Source organism: Alloscardovia theropitheci (assembly GCF_004332295.1).
Taxonomy (GTDB): domain Bacteria; phylum Actinomycetota; class Actinomycetes; order Actinomycetales; family Bifidobacteriaceae; genus Alloscardovia; species Alloscardovia theropitheci.
This window is the reverse complement of the sequence record NZ_RXLP01000026.1, coordinates 71,214-83,365: the sequence shown is the minus strand read 5'-3', so window position 1 is coordinate 83,365 and position 12,152 is coordinate 71,214. Positions and strand designations below refer to the sequence as shown.

The following is a 12,152-nucleotide window of genomic DNA, read 5'->3' as shown; positions in this document are numbered from 1 at the left end:
AACATGAAGCTGCATAATCCGCATATTCGTCAAGCAATTTTGTTGTTTGCCGCTTTCCTGTCTCTGTGTGCCATGGTGCTGGGTGTTGTTATCTCTTCCAACACCCAGCTCGCCATGGCCGTTTCAGAGACATACTCCCTTAAGATACATATTGACAAATACGAAGAGATTTTAGCTCATTATTCAGGGCCGACAGCCGATCATTCTGCGTTGAAACTTGAAATGTGGTCGTTAAATCGTCATCAACTGATAAATAACGACCTTCAGACCACATTAGAGACTTTACATAATGAATCTGAAGCGCAATTGCGTACACGGTTTACGTCTTCGTATATTCCGATAATGCTCGAAAATCAGTATCTGTATGCTCAAGGAATTACGGAAGGGATTTATTATGTGCGTGGAAATCTACCTGTGAATGGAAAGGATAATAAATTTGAGTTTATTCTCGATACTTCCACTGCTGGATCAGTAAGAGAATTTGATATAACAGCCAAGACAATAGGGCAGCGAGAGACGCCAGTAGGTAGTTATTATTTCCTTAAGGTATCAGATGATGCGCGACGCAAGCCGCTGAGAGGAGCGGTATTTGAAGTGTATCGAAAAACTGATGCGGGAGAATATGTACCATATAAGCGTGATGGACGTCTACTAACTGTGCAATCGGGCGATGACGGAGAATTCAGCGTGACGAATGTGCCATATGGGCACTATGCTCTCAAAGAGGTTCAAGCGCCTAGAGGTTATGCCCTTGCTGAAAATATGGTCTTATTTACTGTTGATGCGAATCATGATGAGACTTTGCACGTGCATAAACAGCATGACGTCATCGTCATTACCAATCATCGTGTGCCGCCGTTAGCGAGAACGGGTGCATCGATTATTATTGTAGCTGTCTGTGTGATATGCGCAATTATTCTTGGCATATGTGTCCGAAATGGAAAGTTGAAGCGTGACGAGTAAGGTGCCATATGATGACATGAAAAGTGTAAATAAGAGGCGGCTTGTCATAAATATAACAATGGCAATAATTTTTGCTATTGGATTGTGCGTATTGCTCTATCCTTATGCAGCGCAGATGTACTATCGAATTGATGCTCAACGACAGATTGCTGATTTCGATACGACGCGAAAAAGTATTACGCAAGAAGAAATCGATAAGCGTATACAATTAGCGGCAGCATATAATGCTTCTCTCGCAAATACGGTCACAGACCCGTACGGTAAGGAGCAAAAAGAAGCTGGGCGCGCTGAATACGCTCGTATGCTGGAAATACGTGAAAAAATTGGCCACGTGGAAATCCCACGAATCAATCAAGACTTGCCTATGTATGCGGGGACCTCACAAGAGGTGCTCGAAAAAGGTGTGGGACATTTAGAGGGTACATCACTTCCTATCGGGGGCGAAAATACTCATGCCGTGCTGACTGCGCATGCGGGTTATCCGACCGCACGATTGTTTACGGATTTGAAAGATCTTAAAAGTGGCGATAAGTTTTATATCCATAACGTGAAGACGACTCTCGCATATCAAGTGGATAAAATTTCGATTATCGAACCAACTGATTTTTCGCAATTACTGATTTCTCCAGGGCATGATTACGTCACACTCTTGACGTGTACTCCGCTATATGTCAACTCACACCGTTTAATCGTACGAGGACATCGTGTACCGTATGTGCCAAATGTTGACGAAAAAATTATTGCAGAAAATCGATTAGCGTATACCTATAAGTATCTTTTCTACGCGTCGCTAGTCATTATTTCTGTTCTTGTTATTGCCGTTGTTTTCTTGTATCGACGTCGTGTAGCGCTTAAGAAACATTTAGATTTAGTTGAAAAGAATGCGCAAAAATACGATGATGTGTCTCACGAAGCTGTCCCTGAAGTTGTCACTGATATTGTGGATAGCCCAGTGGCTGTGGATAGCGCAGTGGCTGAGGATAGCCCAGAGACTGCTGGCGAAACTATGACTAAGCCGGTGAATGATGATGAACCATAGTTCACACGATAGTCACAATGAGCAAATTTTTTCACAATCAGCGTCTCAGCCAAACCCGCAGAATACTCAAAAGCGTAAAAAAGCAAATTTAATTATTGCAGTAGGCATTTTTATTTTAGGTTTGGGTATCTTTTTATACCCAACGATTTCAAATGTTTATTACACTTTTGATGCTCAAAAGGAGATTGCGGATTATGATCAATCCGTTAAATCTATTTCTGAGCAAGAAATCGATAAAAAGATTAAGCTCGCTCGAGCATATAATGCTGCGCTTGATAGCTCAAAACTTGTCGAGCCATTCACTCCATCCCAGAAAAAGGAAGGAATAAAAGAATATGCTCGCATGCTCGAGGTTAAAGAAAAAATTGGGTATATCGATATACCAGCAATCAAACAAAAATTACCGATTTACGCTGGAACATCTGATGAGGTTCTCAGTGAGGGAATGGGGCATATGGAGGGAACTTCGCTTCCTGTAGGTGGGCCAAGTACGCACACGGTCCTCGCTGGACATAGGGGGCTGCCGGATAAGAAAATCCTTACCGATGCTGATCAGATAAAAAAAGGAGATGTCTTTTATATTCATACCTTGAATCTTGTTCTAGCATATAAAGTTAATAGCATAGAGGTGATTGAACCAAATGATTTCGCACCAATTCTCGTGGAATCGGGGAAAGATTTGGCGTCGTTGCTTACGTGTACACCTTTGGGAGTGAATTCTCACCGTTTACTCATTACGGGATATAGAATTGCCTATGCGCCGTCTCATGAATCACCTCTTGACGAGATTTATGAGATGCAACGGCGTTATATCATTGCTTGCGCTATTTCATTATGCGTTATTATCGCTTTGATCAGTATGATATTTTTGCTTCGTAAAAATATTCACACGGGTATGAAAAATATGCGCATAACCAATGATAATAAGGATATTAGTTGATGGTAATCAACGGTCATAGAAGAGCCCAAAGTGTCTTACGACTCGAAAGGAACCGCGATAGAAGTACTAAAATCTGTATGTATTTGGTGAGGGAAATAACTTTCGTAAAGTAGCTTTACGAAAGTTATGTAGTTAGCTTGCATGTCGTATTTTTTATCCTTAAAGTGACCTATATAACAAAAAAGACGTTGCAGTCTGGACGACCTGAGGAGGTCACTCGTGGCAAAGACAGCTACCAAAGCACAGGAACCGGTAAAGGACACAGAAACTGAACCAGTTATGTCTGATGCAGAAAAAGAAGTAGACGCACTCGTTAAGCGCGCACTTGTCGCTCTTGATGAATATCAGAGTTTTGATCAGAAGAAGATTGACTATATCGTAGCAAAGGCTTCAATTGATGCGTTACATGCTCATCTGGAGCTTGCAAAGCTCGCTGTTGATGAAACAGGGCGTGGCATGGTCGAAGATAAAGCTACAAAGAACATCTTCGCATGTGAGCATATCACACATCACTTAGCAAACCAGCGTACCGTGGGTATCATCAGCGAGAATGATGTTGATGGAATTACTGAAATTGCAGAGCCTGTAGGTGTTGTAGCGGGTGTTACCCCAGTAACTAACCCTACTTCAACCACAATATTCAAGGCTCTTATCGCTTTGAAAACTCGTTGCCCGATCGTATTTGGATTCCATCCATTTGCACAGGAGTGCTCCAAGGCTGCGGCAAAGATTGTACGTGATGCTGCTGTAGCTGCAGGCGCTCCAAAGGATTGTATTCAGTGGATTGAGCATCCATCAATTGAAGCCACTGGCGCATTAATGAAGCATCCTGGGGTTGCGACCATTTTGGCAACCGGTGGTCCTGGAATGGTAAAGGCCGCATACTCATCTGGCAAGCCTGCTCTTGGCGTGGGTGCTGGTAATGCTCCTGCTTATGTAGATAAAGATGTAGACCTTGATCGCGCGGTCAATGATTTGGTTCTGTCAAAGCGCTTCGATTACGGTATGATTTGCGCTACTGAGCAGGCGATTATCGCTCATACTGATATTTACGATGATTTGATTGAAAAGCTCAAAGCTCGTCACACGTACATCGTCTCCGGTGAAGATAAGGCAAAGCTCGAAAAGTTCATGTTCGGAACGACCGCTTATACAAAAGACGGCACAAAGCCTAGCCTTAATTCGAAAGTCCCTGGAAAGTCCCCATTATGGATCGCTCAGCAAGCAGGAATTGAAATTCCGGAAGATACTGTTATTATCGCTGCAGAGTGCAAGGAAGTTGGCGAGAATGAGCCATTAACTTTGGAAAAGCTAGGCCCTGTTCACGCTATCTTACGTGCAGAGGACAAGGATCAAGCATTTGAACTGTGCGAGCAGATGCTCAAGTATGGTGAAGGTCATACGGCTGCAATTCACACCAATAACGAAGCATTAGTTCGTGAATACGGTTTGCGCATGCATGCATGCCGCGTTATTTGGAATTCCCCTTCATCCTTAGGTGGTATCGGCGATATCTACAACGCAATCGCTCCATCTTTGACCTTAGGATGCGGTTCTTACGGTGGAAATTCAGTAGCTGGAAACGTACAAGCAGTTAACCTTATTAATATAAAGCGTGTAGCAAGAAGGAACAACAACATGCAGTGGTTCAAGATTCCACCTAAGACTTATTTTGAGCCTAATGCAATTCGTTATCTTCGCGATATGGTTGGCGTCAACCGCGTTGTATTCGTTTGCGATAAGACAATCCTTGACCTTGGAATTATTGATAAGGCAATTGCACAGCTTCAGCAACGTTTGAATAAGGTTGAATGGCGAATTATCGACTATGTCGAGCCAGAGCCTTCTATCGAAACTGTTGAGCGTGGCGCAGCAATGATGCGTGATGAATTCCAGCCAGATACGATTATCGCTATTGGCGGTGGTTCTCCAATGGATGCTGCGAAGATTATGTGGTTGCTCTACGAACACCCAGAAATTGAGTTCCGCGATATCCGTGAAAAGTTCTTTGATATTCGTAAGCGCGCATTCCGTTTGCCAGAACTCGGAAAGAAGGCAAAGCTTGTTTGTGTGCCAACAACTTCTGGTACTGGTTCTGAAGTAACTCCATACGCTGTTATTACTGATACCAAGACTGGAATTAAGTATCCAATTACAGACTACTCTTTGACTCCTTCGGTAGCAGTCGTTGACCCTGTTCTTGCACGTACACAGCCACGTCGAGTTGCATCTGATTCAGGTTTTGATGCTATTACTCACGCGATGGAAGCTTATGTTTCCGCATATGCAAATGACTTTACAGATGGTATGGCGTTGCATAGTGTAAAGCTCTTGTGGGAGAATCTGGCAGCTTCTGTCAATGAAGGCCAATCAAATCCAGCTGCTCAAGAGAAGGTTCATAATGCGGCAACCATGGCTGGTATGGCATTTGGATCTGCATTCCTTGGAATGTGCCACTCGATGGCACATACTATTGGTGCACTGTGCCATGTAGCACACGGTCGATGCAATTCAATCCTGCTTCCATATGTCATTCGTTACAACGGTCAAACTCCATTGGAGCCAATTTCTTGGCCAAAGTACGATAAGTATGTAGCTCCTGAACGTTATCAAGATATTGCAAAGCAGCTCGGTCTTCCAGCAGCCACGCCTGAAGAAGGTGTAGAGAACTTGGCAGTGGCTGTTGAGGACTATCGTGACAACAAGCTCGGTATGGATAAGTCCTTCCAAGCGGCAGGTGTTGATGAAGAATACTTCTGGTCTGTACTTGATCAAATCGGTATGCGTGCATACGAAGATCAGTGCACTCCAGCAAATCCTCGTATTCCACAGATCGAGGATATGAAGGATATCGCAATTGCTGCATACTATGGCGTATCTCAGGAAGAAGGAAAGCACCTTCGTGCTGAGCGTGCAGAACGAGAAGAGCGTGCAGAAGCAAAGTAAAGTGTGTCAGTAATCATTAAATAAGAATATTGCTAACGCATTGGGTGGTATATAGTGTCGAACTATATACCACCTTTTTCATAGCAAAGTGTATTTATTGACGTGCTGAAGTTAGGTGTTGAAGATGATACGGCATCGTTATGAGGAGATATGCCTTTGTGCTGTATAGTAAGAGGCTGAATCTCAAATAATAATGAAGTAGAATATATTATGTGTTTGGTAAGCGTCAAAGGAATGATTTCGCACAGGCAATGAGTGTTAGCAAAATTATAAACTTATTCAGCATTATTACTCTTGGTGTAATTTGTGTATTTCCTGAACTCTATCATAGGCCGATCAGCATTGGCGCTCGTGGTTTACGTAATATGATGATTGGAACCATAGCTTATGTATGCGTATTCGTGCTTCTCATAATATTAAATACGTACGTACTTCTTCGAGCATACAGAAAATATAAAGCTAAAGAAGAATCAGATATAACTGCGGTGCCAAGTGTGCAAACTTCAAGCGAGTTCATGACTGATCCTTACAAGGAACCAGTATACGGAGATGAAGAAAAAGAAAAAGATTATTCTAATTCGCTTAAATCTTCTATTGTCGTCCTCATTTTTTCTTTCATATTTATCGGAATATATGGTGTAGATGCAGCTAATAGTATTTCTGATTTTCGTGCTGGTTCAGTAACTGTTCAAGCGTATATGTGTGGCACAAGTAGGCATAATTCACGTTATGGGAGAAGTCGTATTGACGTCACGTTTTGCGCAAAAGATGGACACGTAGATGAACGATATAAAGTGACAATCTATGAGCAAGATTATTTAACAGCATACGAATTGATGGGTAATAAAGAAATTGGGAAATTAACATATTATCCCCGAAGTCACGTGTTCGTCAGATTTGAGAATTTGTAAAGTTGTTTCCCGTTGGGCAACTATATATTAGTTTAAAACTGAAACGCGAAAAACGATATTGTATTCGACGTGAGTCAGTAAAATATTGTGTATGGAAGAGACGAAGCAGTCTTCATGGTTGAAGTTGCAAAGTACTGACATGCCTTTCAAACGGGTAGGTTTTCTACTGTACAGCGTGAGTTTTGTGCTGCTGATTGCATTGCGGACAATGGACACAATTGGAGTCGCAGCATTAGCAAGACAAGCAGTACAAGATATCCTAGGCCTTATACTCTGTATTCTTATAACGGGTTTTGGCATAAACACGGTTATAAAGGTGAGAACAAGTGTACGGAAAAAATCGATCACTGTAATTATTGCGATAATTGTAATGTGTTTAGGACTTTTTGCGGGATACGTGGTGATGAATAAATCAATAAAAACGACGATACTGGATATCGTAGAAGGGCCGTATAGTACGACAGCATATGTGCAATCGGTGAATAAGCGAAGACTAAAAGCAAATACTTTAGAAATAAATTTTGAAGATGGAAAGCTCGATGAAGAGATACAAGCCCAAGTGCAAACATCTGAATCTCATGTTATTGATTCGTTGAAGTCTATGGAGAAGAGATGGGTAAAAATCAACGTATATAGGCATAGTGGAATTCTTGTGGATTGGAAGCAACTTGATGTAGATATGGAGTAAATGAAAAACTGTGGAAATGAGGAAGTTTGTATGAATCGGTTGATCGAAGAGTCATGAGAAATAAAATAGGTGTATGCATGTCGAATTCACAGCGTCGTGTATTGTAGTCACGTACTCATTGCATGTACCTATGTAATATTTTCTACCAGTTGAAAATTCACGGGATTGTCGAATTCGACACGCCCGGATGAATTCGGGTATAGGTAGTGCTTAAATATATGAGTTGCCTGTTTTAGGCTCGCATGATTTTATGCTTAATATCTTTAATAGCGAGCGTAACAGCGGTAAGTGCCGCTAGTTACGCACTGATGGGATTTCGTCCATGAGGCGAAGTTTGCCGGTTAGTGCTCTAAACAGGTTGGAAATGTATCGATCGCAAGAAAGGGCGGACGGCGAATGGCGGGACAGAAAATCCGCATCAGGCTAAAGTCCTATGACCATGAGGTCATCGACCAGTCGGCAAAGAAGATTGTCGAAACGGTCACGAACGCAGGCGCAACAGTAGTTGGCCCAGTTCCACTTCCTACTGAGAAGAACGTATTTGTTGTTATCCGTTCTCCTCATAAGTACAAGGATTCTCGCGAGCACTTCGAGATGCGCACTCACAAGCGCCTTATTGACATCGTTGATCCAACTCCTAAGGCAGTTGATTCTTTGATGCGTCTCGATTTGCCAGCAGACGTAAATATCGAGATCAAGCTGTAGGGGAGGGGAGAAATGGTATCTAAGAACAATCGTCAGGCATTGTTGGGTAAGAAGCTCGGCATGTCTCAGATATGGGATGAGAACGGTTTCTTCGTTCCAGTAACTTTGGTGGAAGTTGACACCAACGTTGTAACAGCTGTAAAGAATGAGGATTCTGACGGCTATAAGGCTGTACAGATTGCATTTGGCGCAATTGACCCAACTAAGGTTACAAAGCCACTTGCAGGTCACTTTGCTAAGGCAGGTGTAACTCCTCGTCGTCACCTCGTTGAGTTCCGCACTGAGGACGTTGAAAACTACGAGCCAGGTCAGGAACTTACCGCAGAAATCTTCCCTGATGGTGCAGTAGTAGATATTACTGGTACTACAAAGGGTAAGGGTTTTGCAGGTACAATCAAGCGTTGGGGCTTCAAGTCCTATCGTCGTACTCACGGTTCCCACAAGAATGAGCGTCGCCCAGGTTCTGTAGGCGCATGTGCAACTCCATCCCGTATTCTTAAGGGAAAGCGCATGGCTGGTCGTATGGGTCATGACACCCACACCACGCTCAACTTGACTGTAGTGTCCTCTGACGTCGAAAACGGCATTATTGCTGTTAAAGGCGCAGTTCCAGGACCAAAGGGTTCCCTCGTTGTAGTACGTACCGCTGTGAAGGGAGCATAAGGTTATGGCAAACGTAACTTTGAACATCACCGATGCTAACGGTAAGGCAGCTGGTTCTGTAGAAGCTCCTGTAGAGCTTTTCGGTATTGAGCAGGATGTAGTGCGTGCACACGTTCCACTCGTACACCAGGTTGTAATTGCACAGCTAGCAGCTGCTCGTCAGGGCACTCATGCTGTAAAGAACCGCGCTCGTATCTCCGGCGGCGGCAAGAAGCCATGGAAGCAGAAGGGCACCGGTCGTGCTCGTCAGGGTTCCATTCGTGCTCCTCAGTTCGCTGGTGGTGCTGTAGTTCATGGTCCAGTACCACGTGACTACACACAGCGCACTCCAAAGAAGATGAAGGCAGCAGCTCTTCGCTATGTGCTTTCTGATCGCTTCAATGCAGGTCGTGTACACGTAGTTGACTTCGGTTTGGGTGAAACCCCATCTACTAAGACTGCAAAGGCAGCTCTTTCTGTAGTAGATAATCGTTTTACTACCGTTGTAGTTTCCCGTGAGAATATCAACGAATGGCTTTCTGTTCGTAACCTCACCTACGTACACGTGCTCTTCGCAGATCAGTTGAACACATATGACGTAGTTACCGCTGAAGATGTCGTCTTCACCAAGGAAGGCTTTGAAGCTTTCGTTGCTGCTAAGACTGCTGATAAGGAGGCCTAAGTAATATGGTCGCAATTCGTAAGACAGCACATGACGTCATCCTCAAGCCGGTTGTTTCTGAAAAGGCTTACACAAACTCTGATCGCGGTCAGTACACCTTCGTGGTTGCACCAACTGCAAACAAGATCGAGATTAAGCAAGCTGTAGAAGAAATCTTCAAGGTTAAGGTTACCAACGTTAATACTTTGAACCGTCAGGGTAAGCGTCAGCGCACCCGCACAGGTTTCGGTCGCCGTGCTTCTCAGAAGCGTGCAATCGTAACTGTTGCTAAGGGTCAAACAATTGACATCTTCGGTAACTAAGCAGTAGCCGAGAAAGTTAGGAAAAACATATTATGGCTATCCGCGTATATAAGCCAACAACTGCAGGTCGTCGTAACGCATCTGTCTCTGATTTCTCTGAGATTACGCGTTCTACACCTGAAAAGTCTTTGCTGCGTAAGCTCAGCAAGACTGGCGGCCGTAACTCTTACGGTCGTATCACCAGCCGCCATCGTGGTGGCGGTCACAAGCGCCAGTACCGTCTCATCGATTTCAAGCGTTGGGATAAGGACGGCATCCCAGCAAAGGTTGCACATATCGAGTACGATCCAAACCGTTCTGCTCGCATTGCATTGCTTCACTTTGCAGATGGCGAAAAGCGCTACATCATCGCTCCTGAAGGTATTAAGCAGGGCGATACAATTGAAACCGGCGCACAGGCTGATATCAAGCCAGGCAACAACTTGCCTCTTCGCAACATTCCAACTGGTACTGTAGTTCATGCAATTGAACTTCGTCCTTTGGGTGGCGCAAAGATCGCACGTTCTGCTGGTGCTTCTGTACAGCTCGTTGCGAAGGATGGTAACCTTGCTCAGCTCCGTATGCCATCTGGAGAAATTCGCAATGTTGATGCTCGCTGCCGTGCAACTGTAGGCGAAGTAGGTAACTCCGAACACGCTAACATCGAGCTCGGTAAAGCAGGTCGTGCACGCTGGATGGGCAAGCGCCCACATACCCGTGGTGAATCTATGAACCCTGTGGACCATCCACATGGTGGTCGTACCCGCGGTGGTAAGCCACCAGTATCCCCATGGGGTAAGGGTGAGGTTCGTACCCGTCGTCCTAAGAAGGCTTCGAACAAGATGATTGTTCGTCGTCGTCCAAACGGTAAGAACCGCAAGTAAGGGAGTGTCGAAGAGATGACTCGAAGCATCAAGAAGGGCCCATTTGTCGACGCCCACTTGCAGAAGAAAGTCGACGCTCAGAACGAAAAGGGTACTCACGACGTTATTAAGACTTGGTCTCGTCGTTCAATGATTACCCCAGACTTTATTGGCCATACTTTTGCTGTTCATAATGGACGCACTCATATGCCAGTATTCGTTACTGAGTCGATGGTTGGTCACAAGCTCGGAGAGTTCGCTCCAACGCGTACTTTCAAGGGCCATGTTAAGGATGATAAGAAGGGACGCCGCTAAATGGAAGCTAAGGCAATTGCTCGTCACGTACGCGTGACGCCACGCAAGGCTCGCCGCGTCGTTGACCTCATCCGAGGCAAGAAGGCGACTGAAGCCATCACCATTTTGAAGTTTGCTCCACAGGCTGCTGCAACTCCTGTACTTAAGACTCTTGAGTCCGCAGTTGCAAACGCTCGCGTTAAGGCAGAACAAGCAAACGAACCATTCCGTGAGAACGATTTGGTAGTAGCAGCTACTTATGTCGACGAGGGTGTAACTCTCAAGCGTTTCCGTGCACGTGCACAGGGTCGCGCAGGTCGTATTAACAAGCGTACTTCCCACATCACGGTAATCGTCGCAGATAAGGAAGGTGCACGCTAATGGGCCAGAAGGTAAATCCATTTGGTTACCGCCTCGGCGTAACCGAGTATCACCGTTCTAAGTGGTTCTCTGATTCCACTAAGCAGGGCGAACGTTACCGCGATTTCGTTCTCGAAGATGACAAGATCCGTAAGGCAATGAACAAGGATCTTGAGCGTGCAGGTGTATCACGCGTTGTCATCGAGCGCACTCGTGATCGTGTTCGTGTAGATATTCACACTGCTCGTCCAGGTATCGTTATCGGTCGTCGCGGTGCAGAAGCTGATCGTGTTCGTGCAAAGCTCGAAAAGATCACAGGCAAACAGGTACAGCTCAATATCTTCGAAGTGAAGAATGCTGCTATCGATGCTCAGCTTGTAGCACAGTCTATTGCTGAACAGCTTGCTAACCGTGTTACATTCCGCCGTGCTATGCGTAAGGCTCAGCAGGATGCAATGCGTGCGGGTGCAAAGGGTATCCGTATTAAGCTTTCCGGTCGCTTGGGCGGTGCAGAAATGTCACGTTCCGAGTTCTACCGTGAAGGTCGTGTGCCTCTGCAGACTTTGCGTGCATTGATTGACTACGGTTTCTTCGAAGCAAGCACAACCTATGGTCAAATCGGTGTTAAGGTATGGATCTACAAGGGCGATATGACTGAGAAGGAATTCGAAGAGCAGCAGGCTCAGCAGAACAACCGTTCTCGTCGTGGTTCTAACGAACGTCGTTCTCGCCGTAACAACCGTGGTGCAGCTGCACAGCGTGGAGCAAAGGAAGCACAAGCTAAGGCTGAAGCTTCTGAAGCACCAGCTGAAACTGCAGAAGTAAAGGAGTAAGTTAG

Annotated in this window: 14 protein-coding genes; all 14 read left to right on the top strand. The window is 44.9% G+C overall.

Going from position 1 to position 12,152, the window contains the following annotated elements; translation table 11 throughout:
- The first annotated feature begins 3 nt into the window (after positions 1-3).
- The 14 genes from EJ419_RS06900 to rpsC all read left to right on the top strand — a co-directional run bounded on the left by EJ419_RS06900 (position 4) and on the right by rpsC (position 12,147).
- Complete coding sequence (locus EJ419_RS06900) at positions 4-963, top strand: MSCRAMM family protein (protein WP_131284967.1); 960 nt, start codon at positions 4-6, stop codon at positions 961-963.
- A 58-nt stretch (positions 964-1,021) separates the two neighbouring features.
- Positions 1,022-2,002: a class C sortase gene (locus EJ419_RS06895; protein WP_131284965.1), complete on the top strand. Its 981-nt coding sequence runs from the start codon at positions 1,022-1,024 to the stop codon at positions 2,000-2,002.
- Positions 1,989-2,942 carry a class C sortase gene (locus tag EJ419_RS06890; protein WP_205668848.1) on the top strand — a complete coding sequence of 318 codons (954 nt, stop codon included), beginning with the start codon at positions 1,989-1,991 and terminating at the stop codon, positions 2,940-2,942. Before EJ419_RS06895 ends, EJ419_RS06890 begins: the two co-directional genes overlap by 14 nt.
- 219 nt (positions 2,943-3,161) lie before the next feature.
- Positions 3,162-5,888, top strand: coding sequence for a bifunctional acetaldehyde-CoA/alcohol dehydrogenase (gene adhE, locus EJ419_RS06885; protein WP_131284963.1), 2,727 nt, complete (start codon positions 3,162-3,164; stop codon positions 5,886-5,888).
- A 515-nt stretch (positions 5,889-6,403) separates the two neighbouring features.
- Positions 6,404-6,799: a hypothetical protein gene (locus tag EJ419_RS06880; RefSeq protein ID WP_131284961.1), complete on the top strand. Its 396-nt coding sequence runs from the start codon at positions 6,404-6,406 to the stop codon at positions 6,797-6,799.
- A 91-nt stretch (positions 6,800-6,890) separates the two neighbouring features.
- A complete protein-coding gene (locus EJ419_RS06875) occupies positions 6,891-7,487 on the top strand; it encodes a hypothetical protein (RefSeq protein ID WP_131284959.1) in 597 nt (198 codons plus the stop codon).
- Between the two features lie 396 nt (positions 7,488-7,883).
- Positions 7,884-8,192, top strand: a complete 309-nt coding sequence (gene rpsJ / locus EJ419_RS06870; RefSeq protein WP_006288664.1) for a 30S ribosomal protein S10 — start codon at positions 7,884-7,886, stop codon at positions 8,190-8,192.
- Positions 8,193-8,204: 12 nt separating this feature from the next.
- On the top strand, positions 8,205-8,855 hold the full coding sequence (rplC, locus tag EJ419_RS06865) for a 50S ribosomal protein L3 (RefSeq protein ID WP_131284957.1): 651 nt from the start codon (positions 8,205-8,207) through the stop codon (positions 8,853-8,855).
- A gap of 4 nt (positions 8,856-8,859) precedes the next feature.
- Entirely contained in the window at positions 8,860-9,516 is a 657-nt protein-coding gene (gene rplD, locus EJ419_RS06860; protein WP_131284955.1) for a 50S ribosomal protein L4, read from the top strand.
- 5 nt (positions 9,517-9,521) lie between these two features.
- Positions 9,522-9,818, top strand: a complete 297-nt coding sequence (gene rplW / locus EJ419_RS06855; RefSeq protein ID WP_131284953.1) for a 50S ribosomal protein L23 — start codon at positions 9,522-9,524, stop codon at positions 9,816-9,818.
- A gap of 32 nt (positions 9,819-9,850) precedes the next feature.
- The gene (gene rplB, locus EJ419_RS06850; protein ID WP_131284951.1) at positions 9,851-10,681 is read left to right on the top strand and encodes a 50S ribosomal protein L2; all 831 of its coding nucleotides are present in this window, start codon (positions 9,851-9,853) and stop codon (positions 10,679-10,681) included.
- A 15-nt stretch (positions 10,682-10,696) separates the two neighbouring features.
- Positions 10,697-10,975, top strand: a complete 279-nt coding sequence (gene rpsS / locus EJ419_RS06845) for a 30S ribosomal protein S19 (protein WP_131284949.1) — start codon at positions 10,697-10,699, stop codon at positions 10,973-10,975.
- Positions 10,976-11,335, top strand: coding sequence for a 50S ribosomal protein L22 (rplV, locus tag EJ419_RS06840; RefSeq protein ID WP_131284947.1), 360 nt, complete (start codon positions 10,976-10,978; stop codon positions 11,333-11,335).
- Positions 11,335-12,147 carry a 30S ribosomal protein S3 gene (gene rpsC / locus EJ419_RS06835; protein ID WP_131284945.1) on the top strand — a complete coding sequence of 271 codons (813 nt, stop codon included), beginning with the start codon at positions 11,335-11,337 and terminating at the stop codon, positions 12,145-12,147. The genes rplV and rpsC overlap by 1 nt, the downstream gene beginning before the upstream one ends.
- Positions 12,148-12,152 lie beyond the last annotated feature (5 nt).

Bases quoted from the DNA above. Each gene is read 5' to 3' on its own strand.
- EJ419_RS06900 (WP_131284967.1), top strand. From the start codon at position 4: ATGAAGCTGCATAATCCGCATATTCGTCAAGCAATTTTGTTGTTTGCC.
- EJ419_RS06895 (WP_131284965.1), top strand. From the start codon at position 1,022: ATGGCAATAATTTTTGCTATTGGATTGTGCGTATTGCTCTATCCTTAT.
- EJ419_RS06890 (WP_205668848.1), top strand. From the start codon at position 1,989: ATGATGAACCATAGTTCACACGATAGTCACAATGAGCAAATTTTTTCA.
- EJ419_RS06880 (WP_131284961.1), top strand. From the start codon at position 6,404: ATGACTGATCCTTACAAGGAACCAGTATACGGAGATGAAGAAAAAGAA.
- EJ419_RS06875 (WP_131284959.1), top strand. From the start codon at position 6,891: ATGGAAGAGACGAAGCAGTCTTCATGGTTGAAGTTGCAAAGTACTGAC.
- rpsJ (WP_006288664.1), top strand. From the start codon at position 7,884: ATGGCGGGACAGAAAATCCGCATCAGGCTAAAGTCCTATGACCATGAG.
- rplC (WP_131284957.1), top strand. From the start codon at position 8,205: ATGGTATCTAAGAACAATCGTCAGGCATTGTTGGGTAAGAAGCTCGGC.
- rplD (WP_131284955.1), top strand. From the start codon at position 8,860: ATGGCAAACGTAACTTTGAACATCACCGATGCTAACGGTAAGGCAGCT.
- rplW (WP_131284953.1), top strand. From the start codon at position 9,522: ATGGTCGCAATTCGTAAGACAGCACATGACGTCATCCTCAAGCCGGTT.
- rplB (WP_131284951.1), top strand. From the start codon at position 9,851: ATGGCTATCCGCGTATATAAGCCAACAACTGCAGGTCGTCGTAACGCA.
- rpsS (WP_131284949.1), top strand. From the start codon at position 10,697: ATGACTCGAAGCATCAAGAAGGGCCCATTTGTCGACGCCCACTTGCAG.
- rplV (WP_131284947.1), top strand. From the start codon at position 10,976: ATGGAAGCTAAGGCAATTGCTCGTCACGTACGCGTGACGCCACGCAAG.
- rpsC (WP_131284945.1), top strand. From the start codon at position 11,335: ATGGGCCAGAAGGTAAATCCATTTGGTTACCGCCTCGGCGTAACCGAG.